This is a genomic window from Ligilactobacillus saerimneri DSM 16049, assembly GCF_000423265.1.
GTDB lineage: Bacteria > Bacillota > Bacilli > Lactobacillales > Lactobacillaceae > Ligilactobacillus > Ligilactobacillus saerimneri.
On sequence record NZ_AUHQ01000030.1, the window covers coordinates 1 to 22,027 of the forward strand.

A 22,027-nucleotide genomic window follows, 5' to 3' on the forward strand; every position below is an offset into this window, starting at 1 on the left:
TGAAAAACTAAAAGCCCTATAATTTGGCGACAAAGTGGCGACAAAAAGGGCTATAAACGTTAATATATAAGGTATTGAATATTTTTTCATAAAATAAATAGTTAGATACTATGCGAGAATTGAGGTTTTTGTTGTGCGGGGACTTTTTATTACGTTTGAAGGGCTCGACGGCTCCGGAAAGACCAGTGTTTTGAACCAGGTCAAAGCAGATTTGGAAACTACTGGAAAAAAGAATTACATTTTTACTAGAGAACCAGGTGGTAACCGAATCGCAGAAGCAGTACGGGCAATTATTTTAGATAAGAAGAACACTGAAATGGCTGCGCGAACAGAAGCACTGTTATACGCTGCCGCCCGTTCACAACATGTTGTTGAAACAATTGAACCTGCTTTAGCTGCAGGTAAGGTGGTCTTTTGTGATCGTTATGTGGATAGTTCTTTGGTTTATCAAGGAGCGGGACGACATATTGGGATTGATGAAGTGGCAGCGATTAATTCGTTTGCAACGCAAGGCTTGGAAGCAGATCTGACATTTTATTTTAAAATTCAGCCCCAAGTAGGATTAGAGCGGATCAAGGATCATCGTCAAGACCAAATTGATCGGATGGACTCACAAGACGTGAGCTTTTATGAAGAAACATATGCCGCCTATGAACGGCTAGCGCAAGAAAATCCTAGCCGTTATGTAGTAATTGATGCTAATCGTCCATTAGCAGAGGTCGTAGCGGCCGTTTCCCAACAACTTAGTCAACGGGTTGGTCAATACTTAGAATAAAGTGAGGGAAGACAGGATGGCAGAACAGAATTTAACAACAGCACAAACGCAATTACGCCGGCATTTTGCGCAGTTAGTAACACAGAAGAAGCTTGTTCATGCCTACCTGTTTGCTGGGCCACAAGGAGTAGGGAAAAAAGCGCTGGCACTATGGGTAGCACAAGGAATTTTTTGTGAAGCAGTTCAAGCAGGAGTCCCTTGTGGGCGTTGTAATGAATGTCGGCGGATCGCAGAGCATAACCATCCAGATGTGGTTGAGATAGTTCCAGATGGTTTATCGATTAAGGTCGACCAAATTCGTTTTCTCAAAGCTGAATTTACTAAAAGTGGGGTTGAGAGTCGGCGGAAGGTCTTTATCATTCAAGAAGCTGAGCGTATGACCAACGGGGCTGCTAATAGTTTATTGAAATTTTTGGAAGAACCAAGTGGTGATGTGACGGCATTTTTACTTTCTGCAAACACGAGTCAGATATTACCAACTATTCTGTCACGGTGTCAGTTAATAGAACTACCACGTTTACCTAAAGAACAATTGCAGCAGCAACTAATTCAAAACGGAATAGGAGCTAAGCAAGCTCGAATTCTAGCTAATGTAACAGAAAGTGTACCAGCTGCTGAACAGCTGCAAGCTAATGAACACTTTGATAGTTTAGTTAAATTAACACAGCAGTGGTTTAATATGGTTATTCGGCATGATCCGATGGCCTTTGTACTTGTCCAAAGTAAGCTAATGCCAGAGATTGTTGGTCGTGATGAACGAGAACTTTGCTTACAACTTATCATGTTGCTGGCACGAGATTTGCTTTTACAGCATTTAGAGCAAGATGAAGAAGTTGTTTTTACAGAAACTAGTATAGAAATACTAGGAACAGTAGAAACAGCGCGTTTAGTAACGGCGGTAGAATTAGTACTGAAGCAATCACGAAGTTTAACGGTTAACGTTAGTTTTCAGACAATATTAGAAAAATTAACCTTGCGTCTGATGGATCTTTATACGCCAGGAACAGGGTCGAGGTGACAACAATGGATAAAAGAGAATTAGCTAATAGCATTGATGAAATTGAAGCACAGGCACGGATGTTGTTACAAAATATTGAAGTCATAAAAAAAGAAATGGAAAAAATCGTGGAGAAGAATGCGGAATTAGAGATTGAAAACCAGCACATCCATGAGCGGTTGCAAGAATTAGCAGCCAAGGACAAGAGTCGCGGACCAAAAGAATTATCAAAGTCACGGAAAAATTTGGAAAAATTATACGAAGAAGGATTTCATGTGTGCAATGTAGATAATATGTATGGTTCACGTCGCTTAAATGATGAGCCATGTGTATTTTGTCAAGATGTTATCTATGGGGAGAGAAAGTAATGGCAATCGAAGCACAGAGTAGTTTTAAAGGAGAGAATGTTACTGGGTGTCTTTATTTAGTGCCAACTCCAATTGGAAATTTAGGCGATATGACTGTACGGGCCCAAGAAGTCTTGCAAGCAGTTGATGTGATTGCGGCTGAAGACACCCGAAATACAGGCAAACTTTTGCAACATTTTGCAATTACCACACCGCAAATTAGCTTCCATGAGCACAATACCCAGGAGCGTATCCCCCAATTAGTTGCCAAAATGCAAGCAGGACAAGATGTAGCTCAGGTGAGTGACGCGGGTATGCCTTCGATTAGTGATCCGGGGCATGAACTAGTAGTAGCCTGTATTGCAGCAGGGATCCCGGTAGTTCCATTACCAGGTCCGAATGCAGGACTGACAGCTCTGATTGCTTCTGGTTTAGCTCCACAACCATTCTACTTTTATGGTTTCTTACCTCGCAAAACAGGACAGCAACAAGCGGAACTGGCTAAACTAAATCAGCAAACATGTTCGATCATTCTATATGAAGCACCCCATCGCTTAGCAAAAACTTTACAAAATATTGCTACAATATGTGGGACAGAGCGTCAAATTGTTTTATGTCGGGAACTGACTAAACGGTATGAAGAATTTTTGCGCGGGACAGTTGCTGATGCACTCCAATGGGCGCAAACTAACCCGATTAAGGGGGAGTTTGTTCTTATTCTAGCTGGTAATGATCATCCAGAAATAATGACACCAGTGGTAGACCAGACCTTATCGTTAGCTCAACAGGTGGCACAACTGATGGATGCGGAAGGGTTGAAACCCAACCAAGCTATTAAACGGGTGGCAAAAGAAAATAAGGTTGCTCGACAAGTTGTGTACAATGAATTTCATCATTTGGATTAACGATTACAGAAAGAAGATTTAACATGCCAGGAAAAAAATATAGTGAGCAACACCGTGTTGTCTATTACGATACGGACCTAACAGGACGGCTAAACGTTGGTAAATTAGGTGATATCTTGATGCTTGTATCGAATGATCAAAGCAATGATTTAGGCGTTTCCTTACAGAATATGAAGAAAGCAGGGTTAGGTTGGGTTGTGACCCAGCATGTATTAACGGTTGACCGAATGCCACGGGTAGGAGAAGAATTAACGATTACTACCCAAGCAACAAGTTATAACCGCTATTTTTGTTATCGGGATTTCTTTGTTCAAGATCAATCGGGAAAGCAAGTTGCCAAGATGCATAGTGTTTTTGTGATGATGGACCTAAAGCAAAGAAAAATGGTCCGCTTGGTGGATGAGTTTATTAATCCATATAGTGCTGACTACACAACAAAGATTGAACGATTGCCACAGCCACAGATGCAAGGGGAAGTTACAGAGCATAATGAACGGACCTATCGCGTTCGTTACACAGATATTGACATCAATCGTCACGTCAATAACATTCATTATATTGATTGGATGGTGGATGCCTTGGATAAAGATTTTCTGAGTCAGCATGATCTGGTATCTTTAAATATTGTCTATAAGAAAGAAGTAGCATATGGAGATACAGTCCATAGCCAGGTAGCTAAGAATGGCTTAGTTACTTACCATGAGATCATCAATGATGATGCTATCAGCTGTGTGGCTGAATGTCATTGGCAACCAGTAAAGGAAGATTAGATGGAGTATAGAGAGGAACATGATAGTTTAGGCATAATCAAGGTCCCAAAGACGGCACTTTGGGGAGCACAAACAGAACGAAGCCGTCATAATTTTGCCGTAGGTCCAGTGATGCCGGAGTTAGTGGTACGTGCACTGATCAATATTAAAAAGGCAGCTGCACGGGTTAATAAGCAACTGGGACAGCTAGACGAACGGCGGGCGCTTTTAATAGAGCAGGCTTGTGATCAAATTTTGGCAATGCCAGAGATGATGAGTTCGTTCCCGTTGAAAGTTTATCAAACTGGGAGTGGCACCCAGTCCAATATGAACGTTAATGAAGTGATCAGTCATGTGGCACATGAGCTTGATCCCCATTTGCTTATACATCCCAACGACCATGTTAATATGGCACAAAGCTCAAATGATACTTTCCCTACGGCAATGCAGATTGCGGCGTTTCAGGAAACTAAACGAGTACTAACGGTGCTAGAAAAAGTTGACCAGACTTTAAAGGGCAAACAGGAAGAATTTTGGCAAGTAGTAAAAATTGGTCGCACTCACTTACAAGACGCCGTACCAATGACTTTTGGACAAGAAATTTCAGGTTGGCGTGCAGCTTTAAACCATAGCCGGCAGGCATTACAAGCTAATTTAATGCTCCTAGCAGAATTGCCCATCGGGGGAACAGCAATTGGAACAGGATTGAATGTTCCTGAAGGATTCGATCAGGCGATGGTCACTGAATTAGGCAAGATTTATCGGTTAAAGTTAGTGTGTGCTCCCAATAAGTTTCAAGGGTTGGCAAACCATACGGGAATAAATATTATTCACGGAATATTTAAATCGTTAGCTAGTGACTTGATAAAGATCGGTAATGATATTCGTTTTTTGGCTAGCGGACCGCGAGCTGGTTATGAAGAATTAGTTATTCCAGCTAATGAGCCAGGTTCATCCATTATGCCAGGTAAAGTTAATCCGACGCAGATTGAGGCCCTAACAATGGCGGCAGCAACTGTTATGGGAAATGATACCACGATCACATTTGCTGCTAGTCAGGGAAACTTTGAGATGAATGTCTATAAGCCAGTTATTATCCAAGCTTTCTTGGCTTCGGCAGACCTTTTGGCAGGGGTGACCGCATCATTTGAAGAACATTGTTTGCGGGGATTAACTGTCAATCAACAACGAATGCATGAATTAGTGGACAATTCATTAATGTTGGTAACTGCACTTAGCCCACATATTGGTTATGAAAAAAGTGCTGAGATCGCACTGACAGCACAACGTCAGCAGCTAACATTACGGCAGGCTGCCCTGCAGTCGGGATATTTAACTGCAGATGAATATGATCAATGGATTGAACCATTGGCGATGACTAACAGCCAATGCATAGACTAACTGCTTGCCATTCCAGTTATGGGCGGTATAATAACTTGTTGGATTTATCAAGTAAATAGAACAACGGAGATAAGAAATAATGAAGATTCTCGCAATTGATACAGCTAATACTTCACTAAGTGTAGCTGTTATATCTGAGGAAAAACTACTGGCTCAGGTAACGACTAACGTCGGCAGAAATCATAGTGTAAACTTGATGCCACTAGTTGATAAGATGCTTAAACAAAGTCACTTAACTATTGATGCAATTGATCGTTTCGTAGTATCCCAGGGACCAGGGTCATATACAGGATTACGGATTGGAGTGACTACTGCTAAGGTATTGGCAGATACGTTGAATAAGGAACTAGTTGGAGTATCTAGTCTTAAAGTGTTAGCAGCTGCCCTGCCACAAGATACTTCAGAATTATTGGTACCGCTCTTTGATGCTAGGCGGGACAATGTTTTTGCTGGCATTTACCAATATCAGGATGGAGAATTACAAACTGTTCTTCCTGACCAGCATATTGCTTTTACTAAACTATGTTCATTTCTCACAGAAAAAGGCGTAAAAGTGCGTTTTGTGGGGGCAGATGTAGCTCATTTTGCAGAGCAACTTGCACAATTAGACTTGGATTATCGGATAAGTGAGGGTAATTTCAATTACCCTCAGGCATATGTTTTGGGATTACTAGGTGGCAAGCAAGCGCCAGTTACGATTGCAAATTTTGTTCCTGAGTATCACCGGTTGACCCAAGCAGAAATTCAATGGCAAGAAAGCCACCCAGAAAAGGAAAACGATAACTATGTTGAAAGAACTTAAAAATTTGTTGGATGAATTTATTCCAACTCATAAACAAGAAGTTGACTTTGATAATCAAAATGTGGAAGTTTCTAAGTATAAATACTTGCTGACTAGAGCAATCGTCCCAGATGTGCCTGAATTGGTTAGCTTGGATAAAATTACTTATGGTGATTTGCCACCTTTAACTAAGGAAGTGGTTGAACGTGAAGTTCAAAACCATAAAGATGCTCTATTTTTAGTGGTTCGACACGAGGATCAATTGGTGGCGGCGATTATTTGTCGGATCCTTACTGATCGCCAGGAGGTAATTATTGACTGGCTTGGAGTTGCTAAAGAATTTCGTCACCGGGGAATTGCCAAGAAGATGGTGGAGACGGTTGTAGCTAAGGCAGAAAACTTGGGTCTGCGGTATGTGAAAGTTTTAGTGGATGCGGATGATGCGTATAGTCAGAATTTATTTACAGTCGCTGGTTTTACCCATCACACTAACTCTGATGATATGATTTATACCATTGCATAGTAGGGGATTGAGAATTGTGGCAAATGAAGAAAGAAATTTAATCCTAGCATTTGAATCAAGCTGTGATGAAACAAGCGTAGCTGTAATAGAAGATGGGCATAAGATTTTGTCTAATATCGTGGCAACGCAGATCAAGAGCCATAAGCGGTTCGGTGGGGTAGTTCCAGAAGTTGCTAGTCGGCACCATATTGAACAGATTACTTTGTGTATTGATGATGCTTTGGCTGAAGCACAGGTCACATATGATGATTTGACAGCTGTTGCTGTTACCTATGGTCCTGGTTTGGTAGGAGCCTTACTAGTCGGGGTAGCAGCTGCTAAAGCAGTTGCTTTTGCCCACAACTTACCTCTGATCCCGGTTAACCATATGGCGGGACATATTTATGCGGCCCGTTTTGTGGCGCCAATTGAATTTCCAGCATTAGCATTACTTGTTTCAGGCGGGCACACGGAGTTAGTGTACTTACCCGGACCAAATCAATTTGAAATAATTGGAGAAACACGCGATGATGCTGCTGGTGAAGCCTATGACAAAGTGGGGCGCGTCTTGGGATTAGCCTATCCAGCCGGAAAGCAAATCGATGAGTTGGCTCATCAAGGGCAAGATACATTCCATTTTCCCCGGGCAATGGTTAAAGAAGAAAATTTTGATTTTAGTTTTAGTGGTTTGAAGAGTGCTTTTATCAATACTGTGCACCATGCTGATCAGATCGGCGAAGCACTCAATCGCGCGGATTTAGCGGCTAGTTTTCAACAAAGCGTAGTTGACGTTCTGGTGGCTAAGACAGATCGGGCATTGACAGAATTTCCGGTACGGCAGTTGATTTTGGCAGGAGGTGTAGCTGCTAATAGTGGCCTCCGGGCTGATCTAACAGCGATGATGGAAAAACACCACCCGGAAGTAGCACTATTAAAGGCACCGTTAGCTTTATGTGGTGACAACGCTGCTATGATCGGAGCGGCAGGTTATGTTGCTTGGCAACATGAGGTAAGGGCAGATTTAGCCCTTAATGCTGATCCAAGTTTGGAATTTGACTGGCGGTCAGGAATGTTACCATAGGAAAAAGCTGAGAACATTGCGTTCTCAGCTTTTTTTGTGGGTAATTTAGAAGAATTATTCGAATGATTCAAGAACCATACTTGCTTCAGTCCATTGCTCCTCAGTTGTTTCAATCTGTGAGGTAACAGTATCCAATTTAACCTGTAAAGCAGACATTTTAGCAGGATCATTGAAATTTTCTGGCTGAGTCATTTGTTTTTCCAGACTATTTTTCTGTTCTTCCAAATGGTTAAGTTGTTCTTCCAATTTAGCAACAGTGCGTTCTGCTTTCCGTTGCTGACGTTGCAGTTCCTTGCTTTGCTGATAGTCAAGCTTGCTTTGGGAAACAGGTGCTGGTTGCGGTGCAGTCGAAGGCTGGGCCGCTTCTTTAGCAGCCTGTATTTCTTCTTGTTCAGCTTTTTTCTGAACATAATAGTCATAGTCACCGAGGTAAAGGGTACTACCTTCGGGAGTGATTTCCAATACGCTTGAAGCAGTTTTGTTAATGAAGTAGCGGTCGTGGGAGACAAATAGGACCGTACCATCGAATTCTTCAATAGCCTTTTCAAGCACTTCTTTACTGTCAATATCAAGGTGGTTAGTTGGTTCGTCTAGAATCAAAAAATTATCCTTATCTAAGGCTAATTTAGTGAGCAACAATCGAGCTTTCTCTCCCCCTGAGAGGTTATGGACAACTTTCATAACATCATCGCCACGGAAGAGGAATGATCCTAGAATTGAGCGAACATCTTTTTCGGGCATTAAAGGATGATCGTCCCAGATTTCATTGAGGACGGTCTTTTTATCATGTAAGTTATGCTGCTCCTGGTCATAGTAGCCAACTTGAACGTTAGTTCCAAAACTAGCTGTTCCCTTTAAGAAAGGAATCTTACCCAAGATACTTTTGAGGAGAGTAGACTTCCCAATTCCATTAGGTCCAACAATGGCAAGCCGTTTATGTTTGCGAAGGTCGATATTAATGGGACCAGAAATTACGTGATCATTATAACCAATAGCAGCATCAGCAACTGTTAAAACGACATTTCCACTTGTTTTAGCAGCTGTAAATGCAAAACGAGGACCTTCCAAATCGTTAGTAGGACGTTCTAGGCGGTCCATCTTTTCTAACTGTTTTCGTCGGCTTTGAGCTCGCTTGGTAGTGGAAGCCCGAACAATGTTTTTTTGCACAAAGTCTTCCATTTTTTTGATTTCCACTTGTTGCTTTTCGTATTCCTTCCAAGCTTTAAGTTGTCGTTGTTCGCGTTCAGTCACATAGTGACTATAATTTCCTTTATAATAAGCGGAATGGTGGTGACTAATTTCATATACTTCGTTGACGACTTTATCCAGGAAATATTGGTCGTGAGAAACTATCAGTAGCGCACCGTGGTATGCTTGAAGATAATTTTCTAACCATGTCAAAGTATCAATGTCTAAGTGGTTGGTTGGTTCGTCAAGAATCAATAAATCGCGTTTTTCCAAAAGGAGTTTGGCTAAAGCTAAGCGGGTTTTTTGCCCACCGGATAATGAAGAAACAGGACGGTCGAAATCGGCTGGCTCGAATTGAAAGCCATGAAGTACAGCCTTGATTTCATTCTCATACCCGTAGCCATTTTGTTCCTTGAAATCATGCTGGAGTTGGTCATATCGCCGCAGGATTTGCTCATATTCGGGGCTACCAGCCAACTGAGGATCAGCCATTTTTTCTTCTAATGAATGGATTTGTTGTTCCATTTCTTTGAGATAAGTGAAGACACTTTCCATCTCAGCTAGCATTGTTCGTGAAGACTCCAGACCTGAATTTTGAGCTAGGTAGCCGATTGTAATACCGTGCTTTTTAACAATCTCGCCGGCATCAGGCTCGGTTTCACCAACGATCATTTTTAGCAAAGTGGTTTTACCCACTCCGTTACGCCCGACTAGGGCAATCCGCGAATTGTCTTGAATATCAAGATTGATATTTTCAAACAAAACGTCGGCGCCGAAATAACGAGCTACATTTTGAGCTTGTAATAAAATCATTTTTTCACCTACTTTATTTTGAGTGGCATTGTCCAGTGAGGGTTATATCTATTATGGTAAAATTAAATAGAAATAATAGCAAAAAAGGAGCTAGGACAATGGCTGATATGAAGATACCGCGGGCAACAGCAAAACGGTTACCCATCTATTATCAATACCTTAACATTTTAGCAGATGCAGGCCAAAAAAGAATCTCCTCGAGTGAATTTGCCGCTGGAGTTAAGGTTGATCCGCGGACTATTCGCCGCGATTTTTCTCATTTTGGAACATTGGGGAAAAGAGGTTATGGGTATGATGTAGCTGACTTATTAGCTTTTTTCAAAAAAATATTAAAGCAAGACCAAGTGACCAAAGTTGCCTTAGTCGGGGTCGGAAACTTAGGCCACGCGTTATTGAACTTTAATTTTCACCGCGACAATAATATTGCAATTCGAGCGGCATTTGATATTGATCCATCTGTGGTGGGAACTACGATTGATGACATTCGGGTTTATCCATTAACAGAGTTGCAAAACCAATTACAAGAGCAAGCGATCAAGGTGGTAATTTTGACAGTTCCAGAAGCAGCAGCACAGACGGTCACAGATCAGCTGATCGCAGCTGGAGTAGAAGGAATCATGAATTTTACCCCAACTAGAATCAATGTGCCAGCAACGGTTATTGTCCAAAATGTAAATTTAACGAGTGAATTACAAACTTTGATTTACTTTTTGAATCATCGCTCGTTAGATCAGCAAGGAACAAATAAAGAATAATTGTCTTTTGTGACTGAGCAGAGTGTATGGCGGGACGTTCAAACTACTCTGCTTTTTGTATGACAACTTTTTAGCACTCGGAGGTTAAAAGTGCTAAAAAATGCTTGCAATTAAAAATGAAAATGGTTATAGTAATAACTGTAATCAGTTAGCACTCAAAGTGCTAGACTGCTAATCACAAATTTTGGAGGGATAACAAGTGCTTAAACCATTAGGAGATCGTGTGATCTTAGAAGTTCAAAAGGAAGAAGAAATGAAAGTTGGAAGCTTGGTTCTGGCAAGTAACGCTAAGGACAAGCCAACTCAAGGCACAGTAGTGGCTGTTGGTGAAGGACGGACCCTCGATAACGGCGCAAAGGTTGCTCCAAGTGTAAAGAAGGGCGACAAGGTTATTTTTGATAAGTACGCCGGGACTAACGTTAAGTATGAAGACCAAGAATACTTGGTAGTACGGGCCAATGACATCATGGCAATTATTGAGTAATTAAACGAAAAATTGTTTTAACGAGGTGTAATTAAGAATGGCAAAAGAAATTAAGTTTGGTGAAGATGCACGGGCAAAAATGCTTGCTGGTGTAGATAAGTTAGCTAATACTGTAAAGACAACTATCGGTCCTAAGGGACGGAACGTTGTCGTTGAACAATCTTACGGTGCCCCAACAAGTACAAATGACGGGGTTACTATTGCTAAGGCAATTGAATTAGAAGATCACTTTGAAAACATGGGGGCAAAGTTAGTTTCTGAAGTTGCCCAAAAGACCAATGATATTGCTGGGGACGGGACAACAACTGCTACCGTATTGACCCAAGCAATTGTAAATGAAGGAATGAAGAATGTTACTGCAGGGGCAAACCCTGTTGGCATTCGGCGGGGGATTGAAAAGGCAACTAAGGTTGCTGTTGATGCCCTCCACAAGATGGCTCACAAGGTAGAATCCAAGTCTGACATTGCTCAAGTTGCAGCTATTTCTTCAGCTAGTGAAGAAGTTGGTAATTTGATTGCTGACGCAATGGAAAAGGTTGGCAATGATGGTGTCATCTCTATTGAAGAATCTAAAGGGATTGATACATCCCTTGATGTCGTTGAAGGGATGCAATTTGATCGCGGTTACTTATCCCAATATATGGTAACTGATGATGACAAGATGGAAGCTAACTTGGACAAGCCTTACATCTTGTTGACTGACAAAAAGATTTCTAACATCCAAGAAATGATGCCTCTATTGAACCAAATTGTTCAACAAGGTCGGGCACTGTTGATCATTGCTGATGATGTTGATGGTGAAGCTTTACCTACATTAGTCCTGAACAAGATGCGGGGAACATTTAATGTAGTTGCCGTGAAGGCTCCTGGTTTTGGCGACCGGCGGAAGGCAATGTTACAAGATATTGCCATCTTAACTGGTGCAACAGTGATTACTGATGACCTTGGCTTACAATTGAAAGACACGACTCTCGATCAATTAGGGACAGCAGGCAAAGTTACTGTTACAAAGGACAGCACAACGGTGGTTGAAGGTGCAGGCGATAAGGCTGCTATTGCTGAACGGATTGACCAATTGAAGAAGCAAATCGGTGAAACTACTTCTGAATTTGACAGAGAAAAGCTCCAAGAACGGTTAGCTAAGCTCTCTGGTGGGGTAGCTGTTATCAAGGTTGGTGCTGCTACTGATACAGAATTGAAGGAACGTAAGTACAGAATTGAAGATGCTTTGAACGCTACACGGGCAGCGGTTGAAGAAGGCTTTGTTCCTGGTGGTGGTACTGCTTTAGTTAATGTAATTTCTGCTGTGGCTGAATTACAGGCTGAAGGCGATGAACAAACAGGGATCAATATTGTCAAGCGCGCCTTGGAAGAACCAGTTCGGCAAATTGCCCAAAATGCTGGTAAAGAAGGCTCTGTCATCGTTGAAAAGTTAAAGAGTGAAAAGCCAGGCGTTGGTTACAATGCAGCTACTGATGAATGGGTTGATATGGTTGAAGCTGGGATTATTGACCCAACTAAGGTAACTCGTTCTGCATTACAAAACGCAGCTAGTGTTTCAGCGGTATTGTTGACTACTGAAGCAGTTGTGGCTGATAAGCCAGAAGAACATGCGCCAGTTGCACCACAACCTGGTGCTGGCATGGGCGGCATGATGTAATAAATTGATATATAACTGCATAAATAACTAATATGCTGAAAAGAGTGCACTGTAAAGTACTCCTGATGAATGCTGGAAAGAAGCTAGTGTTTAAGGAGACCTTATGGTGCACTTTTTTGTAGTAACTTGCAAGCATAAGGGAAGTTGGGTACAATATTATGGTTTGTTAAGCATTATTTAATGTCTAATAGTAGAATTGCCATTTTTGTAGCTAAAACGCTACCAAATTTTTTTGACTTTTAGCTAAATATTGCAATATAGTGATATTAGTTGATTTGTTACTTTTAGGAGGATTATAATGTGGCGCTACATTAAACGCTTTTTAATCGGTGAACCACTGAAAACAGAAGAAGAAAGTGGCCAGTCACTGACCAAGTTCAAGGCATTGGCGCTCCTTTCGTCTGACGCCTTGTCATCCGTAGCATATGGACCAGAGCAAATTACGACGGTACTGTTAGTATTGTCAGCAGCAGCAACATGGTATGCCTTACCAGCAGCCCTAATTGTTCTGGTATTACTTTTTGCAATTACAATGTCGTACCGACAGATTATTCATGCATACCCCTCTGGTGGGGGTGCATATGTGGTTGCAACAGAGAACTGGGGAACCAATGCGGGGCTTGTAGCTGGTGGTTCCTTGTTGGTTGATTATATGCTAACCGTGGCTGTTTCAGTCACTTCAGGTACTGAAGCGATCACTTCTGCCTTACCGGGATTAAGAAAGTATGCCATTACTATTTCGATCTTAATCGTTTTGTTTATCATGATTCTCAATCTTCGTGGAATGCGTGAATCAGCTTCTTTCTTAACCGTGCCAGTGTACTCGTTTGTGATTATGATGGCCCTTTTGGTGGGCGCAGGCTTGTATAATATTGTAACGGGAAATGTAGAGTTCCAAGGAGCAGCTCATATCGGTGAGGCTGTTCCAGGCATGAGCTTAGTACTATTTTTACGGGCTTTCTCGGCTGGATCATCCTCATTGACGGGGGTCGAAGCTATCAGTAATGCTGTGCCTAACTTTAAGCAACCAAAGAGCAAAAATGCTGCTAACACTTTAGCGATTATGTCATTGATCTTGGCATCAATTTTTGCGGGAATTATTTTCTTAAGCTATTATTTGGGCGTCATGCCTAATAACAAGCAAACGGTACTTTCTCAAATTGGGATCGCTGTCTTTGGACATGGGGTACTTTTTTATCTATTACAGCTGGCAACTGCTATGATCCTGGCAGTTGCGGCCAATACGGGGTTCTCAGCTTTCCCTATTTTGGCATATAACCTTGCTAAAGATAAATTCGTTCCCCGACAATTCATGGATAAAGGGGACCGATTAGGGTACTCTAATGGGATTATTGCCTTAGCTATTGGCGCAATTGCCTTGATTTTGATCTTTAATGGCTCAACCAATTCTTTAATTCCGTTGTATGCAGTAGGGGTCTTCGTTCCCTTTACTCTGTCACAATCAGGGATGATTGTGCATTGGTTTAGACATCGGGGTAAACATTGGATCTTCAACTCCTTGATTAACCTCTTAGGAGCATTGATTTCTTTGGCGTTAGTCATTTTCTTGTTCTTCTTACACTTTGAAAATGTTTGGCCATACCTGATTATTATGCCGGTGTTATTATTTGGCTTTTACAAGATCCACAGTCATTATCAATCAGTTGCAGAACAGTTGCGGTTAAATACAGAAGTACCTCAACTTTATGATTATGATGGTTCAACAGTGATCGTTTTGGTCAGCAGCGTAACGCATGTTACTACTGGAGCGATTAATTATGCGCGGTCGATTGGGGATTATGTGATCGCTATGCACGTTTCTTTTGATACCAATCCTCAAAAGGAAAAAGAAACTGAAGAAGAATTTAAACGAGCTTTCCCGGATGTACGCTTTGTAAACATTCATTCTTCGTATCGTTCTGTGGCCAAACCGGTGTTACGGTTTGCGGACGTGATTGCTTCTAATGCAGCTAAGCGTAACTATACAGTGACAGTATTGGTGCCACAGTTTATTCCAAAGAAACCGTGGCAAATGGCTTTGCACAATCAAACAAGCCTGAAACTACGGGCAACCCTGAATTCACGAGAAAACATTATTGTTTCTACGTATAATTATCATTTAGATGAATAGCCTAAAAACAGGGGCAACTTGGTAATGTATTACCAGGTTGCCCCTGTTTTGAATTTTATTATTCATGTTTGATGAGGATCATAGGGTAGTTCATTATAAACCAAGTCACCGGTGGTGATGGTAACTTGGGCGTTGAGAAAGTCATATACCTGTTGCTGCAATGTAGAACTCTGTTCTTCATCAATAGCGATTTCAAGAGTGACTTGGTCAGTAAATTGGGTGTCGATGATACTAATGTGTTTATTTTCCAAATAGTTTTGTAATTTTCCGAGGAGAGGATAAGCAATGGTAAAGAAAACCTGTTGCTGAACAACCCGACGGACAAGACCAATTTCTGTTAACGCATGGGAAGTAGCATTGCTATATGCACGAATCAACCCACCAGCCCCAAGCTTGATGCCACCGAAGTAACGTGTGACCACAGCACAGACATTGCGAACGGCGAGATTCTGGAGAACTTTGAGAATGGGAACACCTGCAGTTCCAGAAGGCTCACCGTCATCGCTTTGACGTTGGATCTCGTCATGCATCCCCAAGACGTAGGCAAAGCAGTTATGGGTAGCCTTATAGTGCTCTTTACGAACTTGGGCGATAAACGCCTGCGCTTCTTCTTCGGTAGTTACACGGGCCAAGCTACAAATGAATTCTGATTTGCGGATTACAATTTGAGCGTGGCCGTTTTCTTTGAGGGTAATGTAGTTTTCTTGAAGCATTACGCAATATTCCTTTCATAACTAGTTAATATACTGGTTTGTTCATAAGTAATAGGTATTTCGTAGTTACATGTTGAGGAGGAAATATCATGTGCGATGAACAAGTCATTAGTAATTTTTATGGCCGTGCGGTTAAAGCAGGACCCAGAGTTATCCCAGAGAAATGCCAGAAACAACCAGCGATAGTTCGACTGGGTAAGAGAAAATGGCGCTGTGCGCGCTGCCAAAGTTGGCTAAGTGAAAAAGAAAATAAGTTACCGTCAGGAGAAATTTACTGTTCAAACTGTATTACCTTGGGACGGCTTACTTCTGCAGATACATTATACACTATTCCAGAACCAAATCATTTTGCTCAGCCTACCCAGCCTGTTTTAGCCTGGACAGGACAACTGTCTAACTTACAACAAAAATGTAGTAGCCAGATGTTAAAGGCTGTTCAAGCTCAACACGACTTTCTTTTGTGGGCAGTTACGGGAGCGGGCAAAACGGAAATAACTTTTGCTAGCTTGGCGTGGGCCATAGAAAGTCAGTGGCGAATTGCCTTTGTGACACCCCGAATTGATGTTTGTAATGAACTGTATCCACGCTTACAGCAGGCTTTCCCCACAGTATCAATTTTACTTCAGCATGGGCAAGCACAGATTCCATATCAATACCGACAGCTCACAGTATGTACAGTTCAGCAACTATTACATTTTGTGAAAGCTTTTGACCTGATAATTATCGATGAAGTTGACGCTTATCCATTTGTTAATAATCGGTTGTTGCACCAAGCTGTCCGGCGGGCCCGGAAAGCTACTGGTGTGACGTGCCAATTAACGGCTACTCCACCAGCAAAACTAGTACGGGCATTTCGTCGTGATGCTAATAAAGAGTTGGCAATTCTGCCCTTGCGCTTTCACCAGCAACCACTTCCGCAGCTAACCATTAAAGTGTGCTCAACCACTCCGGCGATTTTAGCAGGACAAACCCAGCGTTATGTGTGGTGGATGAACACAATTGCGCGCTGGGTTCAAGCGGGCTATCCTTTTTTAGTCTTTGTGGCTGTGGTGGAACAATTGGAAATGATTTATCGCTACATCAAGCACCACCTAACAACAAGTTCCATTCGGGGAACAACGGTTCATGCGGGAGATCCGTTTCGGGTTCAAAAAGTGGCGGCTTTTCGTAACCGTGAATATACATTTTTGGTGACAACAACTATATTAGAACGCGGAGTGACTTTTTCTAACCTCCAAGTACTGATTTTGGCGGCGGATGCTAGGCATTTTACTGCCACTACTTTAATTCAAATTGCTGGACGAGTGGGGCGGAAGAGTACTGCACCAACCGGGGAAGTCCTGGCGGTATGTCAGCAATATACATGGGCGCTAAAACGAGCCCGACGGGAGATTGCTTTTCTCAATCGGCAGGGGAAAAATTTGGTGACAAAATGAAACGGTGCTTATTATGTCAACAGTTACTTTGCTGGCAGCCAGATATGAAGTGGCTTTTTTCCAGGCGATCGGCAATTACCCCACCTATATGCTCATGGTGCCAGCAACAATTTGTACCAATCGAGAAAACGCAAGCATGCCCTGGTTGCGCTTATCCTGGTACGGGAGGCGAAGTGTGTTTAGATTGTCAGCGGTGGCAGCGTACTAAACAGTTGCTGCATAATCAAGCATTATATCGGTATAAGACGCCAGCGATGGTTGACTTTTTTGAACGTTATAAATTTCATGGTGATTACCGGTTGCGCTGGGTATTTGCAGCTGCTTATCAAAAATTAGTGCGCCAGTATCCGAGGCGACAGTGGCTCTATGTCCCAATTCCGGTGGATAAGGAAACATTTGCTAATCGTGGCTTTAATCAGGTGGTAGGTTTGTGTCCAGAGCTGCGCTTGACTGACTGTTTACGGGTTATCCAAACAAAAGGGAGGATTAAACAGTCACATAAAAATAGGATTGAAAGGCTACAAACACCGCAACCATTCGCATTGAATGCAACGGTTGATCTACATAATAAACAAATTGTCTTATTAGATGATATTTATACAACTGGGCAAACGTTGTATCATGCTCAAGCCGTACTGGTGGCAGCTGGTGCCCGTGTTGTGCGAGCGGTTACTCTCGCACGGTGAAAGGAAAAGTAAAGTTTAAGAGTCTGATAAAAATTTGTCTAATAAAGCGCATTCCTTTATAATATAAGTAGAGAGAAATATCAGAATGATTTGATGGTAATTCTCTTCGGCTAGACGCAGAGCCTAAGCTGTGAAAGGAGAGGTTTTCTATGTTAAAATACAATGTTCGTGGTGAAAATATCGAAGTTACAAGTGCTTTGAGAGAATATGTTGAAAAGAAGATCAGCAAGTTAGAAAAGTTTTTCGAAGATACTTCTAACTCCACAGCACACGTAAATATGAAGGTATATTCTGACAAGAATGCTAAGGTTGAGGTCACGATTCCGTTACCTTACTTGGTACTTAGAGCAGAGGAAACCTCACCAGATATGTATGCTAGTGTTGACCTGGTAACTGATAAGCTGGAACGGCAAATCAGAAAATATAAGACCAAGGTTAACCGCAAATCACGGGAAAAAGGCTTCAAGAACTTGGATTTTGTTCCTAGTGAAACTGAAGAAGTTCCTGAAAAGAGCTTTGATATTGTGCGGACCAAGCAAGTTTCTATCAAACCAATGGATAGTGAAGAAGCCATCTTGCAAATGGATATGTTAGGTCATGATTTCTTTATCTACCAAGATGCAGAATCAGATGGCATTAACATTGTTTACCGTCGTCGTGACGGTCGTTATGGTTTAATCGAGGCAAGCGACATCGAATAATTGATATCACACTACTTGTCATCTGACGAGTGCGGCTGCATCCTGAGGGATGTGGCTTTTTTATTTTTGCGTGAGAAAATAAAGAATTCTTTCTAATCAAGGTCAATGATGATAGAATAAATCATGGTATTCTCTACTTTAGTAAGCGAGAATAAAGTGAATTTAAACGATAGAAATAATTATGAGTGTAGGAAGGAAACTTAAACTATGGCAAATTTCCTAAGAAAATGGGTTGAAAGCGATAAGCGCGAAGTTAAGCGTTTGAGTCGTTTAGCCAATAAAGTTGAAGCGTATGCTGATGAGATGGCAGCATTATCTGATGATGAACTCAAGGCTAAGACGCCTGAATTCAAGCAACGTTATGCTGACGGTGAAAGCTTGGATGATTTACTTCCAGAAGCATTTGCTGTTGTTCGGGAAGCGGCCAAGCGGGTGTTAGGCTTGTATCCTTTCCATGTCCAAATTATTGGGGGAATTGTACTCCACCAAGGTAACATCGCAGAAATGCGGACTGGGGAAGGGAAAACGTTAACTGCCACTATGCCAGTGTACTTGAATGCCTTATCAGGTGACGGGGTGCACGTGGTTACTGTGAATGAGTATCTATCGGCTCGGGATGCTACCGAAATGGGTGAGTTGTATTCTTGGCTAGGAATGACCGTCGGCTTAAATATTTCCGAAAAGACCCCCGAAGAAAAGCGGGCAGCATACAATGCCGATATTACTTATTCCACTAACAGTGAGTTAGGGTTCGACTACTTGCGGGACAATATGGTGGCTTACAAAGAAGATATGGTACAACGACCATTAAACTTTGTTATCGTTGACGAAGTGGACTCAATTCTGATTGACGAAGCTCGGACACCATTGATCATCTCTGGACAAGCTAAGGGATCAACTAACTTATATATTCGGACTGATCGCTTTGCTAAGACTTTAACCAAGGATGAAGATTATAAAGTCGATTTAGAATCTAAAACAGTGTCCTTGACTGAAAAAGGGATCAAGAAAGGGGAAAAGTATTTTAACTTGCGTAACCTCTTTGATCCTGAAAATGCAGCTCTTAACCACCACTTGGACAATGCTTTACGGGCAAACTTTATCATGTTGCGGGACAAGGATTATGTTGTCCAAGATGGTGAAGTGTTGATCGTTGACCAATTTACCGGGCGGATCATGGACGGACGGCGGTATTCTGATGGGTTACACCAAGCAATCGAAGCCAAAGAGCATGTTGATATCGAAGAAGAAACTAAAACGATGGCTAACATTACTTATCAGAACTTCTTCAGAATGTACCGTAAGTTGGCCGGAATGACAGGGACTGCCAAAACGGAACAAGAAGAATTCCGAGAAATTTACAACATGGAAGTCATTTCCATTCCAACTAATAAGCCAGTGGCTCGGGAAGATCGACCGGATTTGCTTTACCCAACCTTAAAGAGCAAATTTAAAGCAGTAGTTGAGGATATCAAGGAACGGAACGCCAAGGGTCAACCTGTTCTAGTGGGGACAGTGGCAGTTGAAACGTCGGAATATCTCTCACATTTACTTGATCAAGCAGGAATTAAGCATGCAGTTTTAAATGCTAAGAATCACGCCAAAGAAGCTGAAATTATCATGAATGCTGGGCAAAAAGGTGCGGTTACAATTGCAACTAACATGGCCGGCCGGGGGACTGACATCAAGTTAGGACCAGGAGTGCGTGAGCTCGGTGGTTTGGCAGTTATTGGGACAGAACGGCACGAATCGCGGCGGATTGATAATCAGTTGCGGGGCCGGTCGGGTCGTCAGGGTGATCCTGGGGTAACCCAATTCTACCTTTCATTGGAAGATGACTTGATGTTGCGTTTCGGTTCGGAACGAGTTAAAGAATTCTTGAACAAGATGAAGGCGGCTGATGACGATGTGGTTATCCAATCGCGCTTAATAACCCGCCAAGTTGAATCAGCTCAAAAACGGGTTGAAGGTAACAACTATGATACGCGGAAGCAAGTGCTCCAGTATGATGATGTTATGCGGGCACAACGTGAAGTTATCTACCGGCAGAGACAGCAAGTCATTATGGAAGAAAAAACCTTAAAACCGGTCATTATGCCGATGATTGAGCGAACAGTTAAGCACCAAGTTGAGAACCACACTCAAGGTGACAAAAAAGAGTGGGATCTCCAAGGTATTGTTGACTTTGCTATTTCATATATGGTGCCAGAAGGAAGCATCTCAATTGATGATTTAGAAAACAAGAAACCCGAAGAAATGATTGCTTATCTGATGAAGCGAGCTGAAGCAATTTACAAGACTAAAGAGAAGCAATTATATGATCCTAGTCAAATTCTTGAGTTTGAAAAGGTTGTTATTTTGCGGGTGGTTGACTCCTTATGGACAGATCATATTGATGAAATGGACCAACTGCGCCAGTCAATTGGGTTACGGGGCTATGGACAATTGAACCCATTAGTTGAATATCAACAAGATGGTTATAAGATGTTTGAAACCATGATCGGTGAAATCGAGGCAGATGTAACGCGGCTTTTCATGAAAGCTGAAATTCGTCAAAACATGACGCGGTAATTTAAAGTGATTTAAACGGAGGACTGTTTTCCATGCAGCCCTCTTTTTGGAGGTAAAATTTATGGAAATAAGTGATTATCGGCGCGAAATTGCAGAAATGCAAGCGCAGATTGATGACTTTAGGAGGTCTCTTTGACCTTGATGGTCTCAATGAAAGGATTGCTGAAAATGAAGCTCGGATGGCTGAACCGGGTTTTTGGGATGATGGTGTAGCAGCACAAAAGTTAATTACAGCAAATAACATCCTCAAGAATAAATACGATAATTTTCATCAATTAGATGCAGCGGTAGCTGATCTGAACGTCTTGCTAGAACTGGTCCAGGAAGATCCTGGTGATCCTGAGATGCTAGCCGACTTGGAAAAAAAATTTACCCAGACGCAAAAGTTGTTACAACAGTACCAATTAGGTGTCCTCTTAGATGGAGAATATGATAGTAATAATGCCATTTTGGAAATACACCCTGGTGCTGGGGGAACTGAATCGCAAGACTGGGGCTCAATGCTCTTTAGAATGTATACCCGGTGGGCAGAGCAGCATGATTTCACTTTAGAAACTTTGGACTATCAGGCAGGCGATGAAGCTGGCATTAAGAGCGTTTATTTTATGGTCAAGGGAACCAACGCTTATGGGTATTTGCGGAGTGAAAAAGGAGTTCACCGTTTGGTGCGGATCTCACCGTTCGATGCAGCCGGACGACGGCACACATCATTTGCTTCGGTCAACGTTATGCCCGAACTGGATGATTCTGTGGAAGTAGATTTGCGACCAGAAGACATCAAGATGGAAGTCTTTCGGGCTAGTGGTGCTGGGGGACAGCACATCAATAAAACTTCATCGGCTGTGCGGTTAATTCACGAGCCGACAGGAATTGTTGTTTCTAGTCAGGCAGAACGGTCGCAGTTCCAAAACCGGGCAACAGCGGAAAAAATGCTACGGGCTAAGTTATATCAACTGCAAATGGAAGAACAAGAGAAAAAGAAAGCCGAAATTCAAGGACAACAATTGGATATCGGTTGGGGCTCACAGATCCGTTCATATGTTTTCCACCCGTATTCAATGGTGAAAGATCACCGGACAGGGTATGAAACTGGTAATGTTCAAGCAGTTATGGACGGGGATTTAGATGGTTTTATCAACGCTTACTTACAGTGGAATTTACAAAAAAAGAATCCACAATAAGAAGATAGGGGATAATTTTAGCTTTCTTAAATATTAGGCTTGCGGTTATTTTCCCCGTTAGCTGTGAAACATTAATAAATGGTAGATTGCAATAAATAACTTGAACAAATTTAATGACGCAGATTAAGCAAAAAGATCTCAATTGGAGTTCGCCAGTTCAAACATTTGAG

General features: G+C 42.0%; 20 protein-coding genes. 18 read left to right on the top strand and 2 right to left on the bottom strand.

From position 1 onward, the window contains the following. Positions 1 to 133: 133 nt before the first annotated feature. The 9 genes from tmk to tsaD all read left to right on the top strand — a co-directional run bounded on the left by tmk (position 134) and on the right by tsaD (position 7,538). The gene (gene tmk / locus G541_RS0106940) at positions 134 to 775 is read left to right on the top strand and encodes a dTMP kinase (protein ID WP_027826961.1); all 642 of its coding nucleotides are present in this window, start codon (positions 134 to 136) and stop codon (positions 773 to 775) included. Between the two features lie 16 nt (positions 776 to 791). Beyond that, positions 792 to 1,793: a DNA polymerase III subunit delta' gene (gene holB / locus G541_RS0106945; protein ID WP_027826962.1), complete on the top strand. Its 1,002-nt coding sequence runs from the start codon at positions 792 to 794 to the stop codon at positions 1,791 to 1,793. A 5-nt stretch (positions 1,794 to 1,798) separates the two neighbouring features. Then, positions 1,799 to 2,140 carry a DNA replication initiation control protein YabA gene (locus G541_RS0106950; RefSeq protein ID WP_027826963.1) on the top strand — a complete coding sequence of 114 codons (342 nt, stop codon included), beginning with the start codon at positions 1,799 to 1,801 and terminating at the stop codon, positions 2,138 to 2,140. After that, positions 2,140 to 3,024 (top strand): 16S rRNA (cytidine(1402)-2'-O)-methyltransferase, encoded by an 885-nt coding sequence (gene rsmI, locus G541_RS0106955; RefSeq protein ID WP_027826964.1) that lies wholly within the window; start codon positions 2,140 to 2,142, stop codon positions 3,022 to 3,024. The genes G541_RS0106950 and rsmI overlap by 1 nt, the downstream gene beginning before the upstream one ends. Positions 3,025 to 3,047: 23 nt before the next feature. Then, the gene (locus G541_RS0106960; protein WP_009553184.1) at positions 3,048 to 3,794 is read left to right on the top strand and encodes an acyl-[acyl-carrier-protein] thioesterase; all 747 of its coding nucleotides are present in this window, start codon (positions 3,048 to 3,050) and stop codon (positions 3,792 to 3,794) included. Continuing rightward, positions 3,795 to 5,174: a class II fumarate hydratase gene (locus G541_RS0106965; protein ID WP_027826965.1), complete on the top strand. Its 1,380-nt coding sequence runs from the start codon at positions 3,795 to 3,797 to the stop codon at positions 5,172 to 5,174. Positions 5,175 to 5,253: 79 nt separating this feature from the next. After that, positions 5,254 to 5,976, top strand: coding sequence for a tRNA (adenosine(37)-N6)-threonylcarbamoyltransferase complex dimerization subunit type 1 TsaB (tsaB, locus tag G541_RS0106970; RefSeq protein ID WP_027826966.1), 723 nt, complete (start codon positions 5,254 to 5,256; stop codon positions 5,974 to 5,976). Beyond that, positions 5,960 to 6,478: a GNAT family N-acetyltransferase gene (locus G541_RS0106975; protein ID WP_027826967.1), complete on the top strand. Its 519-nt coding sequence runs from the start codon at positions 5,960 to 5,962 to the stop codon at positions 6,476 to 6,478. The genes tsaB and G541_RS0106975 overlap by 17 nt, the downstream gene beginning before the upstream one ends. Before the next feature lie 16 nt (positions 6,479 to 6,494). Beyond that, positions 6,495 to 7,538 (top strand): tRNA (adenosine(37)-N6)-threonylcarbamoyltransferase complex transferase subunit TsaD, encoded by a 1,044-nt coding sequence (gene tsaD / locus G541_RS0106980; RefSeq protein ID WP_027826968.1) that lies wholly within the window; start codon positions 6,495 to 6,497, stop codon positions 7,536 to 7,538. Positions 7,539 to 7,592: 54 nt separating this feature from the next. On the opposite strand, the gene G541_RS0106985 is transcribed toward tsaD, so the two are convergent. Continuing rightward, positions 7,593 to 9,539 carry an ABC-F family ATP-binding cassette domain-containing protein gene (locus G541_RS0106985; RefSeq protein WP_027826969.1) on the bottom strand — a complete coding sequence of 649 codons (1,947 nt, stop codon included), beginning with the start codon at positions 9,537 to 9,539 and terminating at the stop codon, positions 7,593 to 7,595. A gap of 98 nt (positions 9,540 to 9,637) precedes the next feature. Here G541_RS0106985 and G541_RS0106990 point away from each other — a divergent pair, with 98 nt between their 5' ends. From G541_RS0106990 to G541_RS0107005, 4 genes are all read left to right on the top strand, one after another. Further along, positions 9,638 to 10,294, top strand: coding sequence for a redox-sensing transcriptional repressor Rex (locus G541_RS0106990; protein ID WP_027826970.1), 657 nt, complete (start codon positions 9,638 to 9,640; stop codon positions 10,292 to 10,294). A 199-nt stretch (positions 10,295 to 10,493) separates the two neighbouring features. After that, complete coding sequence (gene groES, locus G541_RS0106995) at positions 10,494 to 10,778, top strand: co-chaperone GroES (protein ID WP_027826971.1); 285 nt, start codon at positions 10,494 to 10,496, stop codon at positions 10,776 to 10,778. Positions 10,779 to 10,815: 37 nt separating this feature from the next. Further along, positions 10,816 to 12,438 (top strand): chaperonin GroEL, encoded by a 1,623-nt coding sequence (gene groL, locus G541_RS0107000; protein WP_009553170.1) that lies wholly within the window; start codon positions 10,816 to 10,818, stop codon positions 12,436 to 12,438. Between the two features lie 298 nt (positions 12,439 to 12,736). Then, positions 12,737 to 14,569 (top strand): APC family permease, encoded by a 1,833-nt coding sequence (locus G541_RS0107005; RefSeq protein ID WP_027826972.1) that lies wholly within the window; start codon positions 12,737 to 12,739, stop codon positions 14,567 to 14,569. A 62-nt stretch (positions 14,570 to 14,631) separates the two neighbouring features. On the opposite strand, the gene G541_RS0107010 is transcribed toward G541_RS0107005, so the two are convergent. Beyond that, positions 14,632 to 15,282: a YigZ family protein gene (locus G541_RS0107010; protein ID WP_027826973.1), complete on the bottom strand. Its 651-nt coding sequence runs from the start codon at positions 15,280 to 15,282 to the stop codon at positions 14,632 to 14,634. Between the two features lie 89 nt (positions 15,283 to 15,371). Here G541_RS0107010 and G541_RS09585 point away from each other — a divergent pair, with 89 nt between their 5' ends. From G541_RS09585 to prfB, 5 genes are all read left to right on the top strand, one after another. Further along, positions 15,372 to 16,718: a DEAD/DEAH box helicase family protein gene (locus G541_RS09585; RefSeq protein WP_035163115.1), complete on the top strand. Its 1,347-nt coding sequence runs from the start codon at positions 15,372 to 15,374 to the stop codon at positions 16,716 to 16,718. 173 nt (positions 16,719 to 16,891) lie between these two features. Beyond that, positions 16,892 to 17,404: a ComF family protein gene (locus G541_RS0107020; protein WP_051174589.1), complete on the top strand. Its 513-nt coding sequence runs from the start codon at positions 16,892 to 16,894 to the stop codon at positions 17,402 to 17,404. Between the two features lie 149 nt (positions 17,405 to 17,553). Further along, entirely contained in the window at positions 17,554 to 18,105 is a 552-nt protein-coding gene (hpf, locus tag G541_RS0107025) for a ribosome hibernation-promoting factor, HPF/YfiA family (protein WP_009553161.1), read from the top strand. Between the two features lie 207 nt (positions 18,106 to 18,312). Beyond that, complete coding sequence (secA, locus tag G541_RS0107030; RefSeq protein WP_027826975.1) at positions 18,313 to 20,676, top strand: preprotein translocase subunit SecA; 2,364 nt, start codon at positions 18,313 to 18,315, stop codon at positions 20,674 to 20,676. 61 nt (positions 20,677 to 20,737) lie between these two features. Then, a protein-coding gene (gene prfB / locus G541_RS0107035; protein ID WP_235806359.1) for a peptide chain release factor 2 occupies positions 20,738 to 21,857 on the top strand; the annotation gives its coding sequence in 2 pieces (ribosomal slippage) (positions 20,738 to 20,809 and positions 20,811 to 21,857; 1,119 coding nt in all). The last annotated feature ends 170 nt before the right edge of the window (positions 21,858 to 22,027 follow it).

Excerpts from the sequence above, each read along its gene's own strand:
- holB (WP_027826962.1), top strand. The coding sequence starts at position 792 with ATGGCAGAACAGAATTTAACAACAGCACAAACGCAATTACGCCGGCAT.
- G541_RS0106950 (WP_027826963.1), top strand. The coding sequence starts at position 1,799 with ATGGATAAAAGAGAATTAGCTAATAGCATTGATGAAATTGAAGCACAG.
- rsmI (WP_027826964.1), top strand. The coding sequence starts at position 2,140 with ATGGCAATCGAAGCACAGAGTAGTTTTAAAGGAGAGAATGTTACTGGG.
- G541_RS0106960 (WP_009553184.1), top strand. The coding sequence starts at position 3,048 with ATGCCAGGAAAAAAATATAGTGAGCAACACCGTGTTGTCTATTACGAT.
- G541_RS0106965 (WP_027826965.1), top strand. The coding sequence starts at position 3,795 with ATGGAGTATAGAGAGGAACATGATAGTTTAGGCATAATCAAGGTCCCA.
- tsaB (WP_027826966.1), top strand. The coding sequence starts at position 5,254 with ATGAAGATTCTCGCAATTGATACAGCTAATACTTCACTAAGTGTAGCT.
- G541_RS0106975 (WP_027826967.1), top strand. The coding sequence starts at position 5,960 with ATGTTGAAAGAACTTAAAAATTTGTTGGATGAATTTATTCCAACTCAT.
- G541_RS0106985 (WP_027826969.1), bottom strand. The coding sequence starts at position 9,539 with ATGATTTTATTACAAGCTCAAAATGTAGCTCGTTATTTCGGCGCCGAC.
- G541_RS0106990 (WP_027826970.1), top strand. The coding sequence starts at position 9,638 with ATGGCTGATATGAAGATACCGCGGGCAACAGCAAAACGGTTACCCATC.
- groL (WP_009553170.1), top strand. The coding sequence starts at position 10,816 with ATGGCAAAAGAAATTAAGTTTGGTGAAGATGCACGGGCAAAAATGCTT.
- G541_RS0107005 (WP_027826972.1), top strand. The coding sequence starts at position 12,737 with ATGTGGCGCTACATTAAACGCTTTTTAATCGGTGAACCACTGAAAACA.
- G541_RS0107010 (WP_027826973.1), bottom strand. The coding sequence starts at position 15,282 with ATGCTTCAAGAAAACTACATTACCCTCAAAGAAAACGGCCACGCTCAA.
- G541_RS09585 (WP_035163115.1), top strand. The coding sequence starts at position 15,372 with ATGTGCGATGAACAAGTCATTAGTAATTTTTATGGCCGTGCGGTTAAA.
- hpf (WP_009553161.1), top strand. The coding sequence starts at position 17,554 with ATGTTAAAATACAATGTTCGTGGTGAAAATATCGAAGTTACAAGTGCT.
- secA (WP_027826975.1), top strand. The coding sequence starts at position 18,313 with ATGGCAAATTTCCTAAGAAAATGGGTTGAAAGCGATAAGCGCGAAGTT.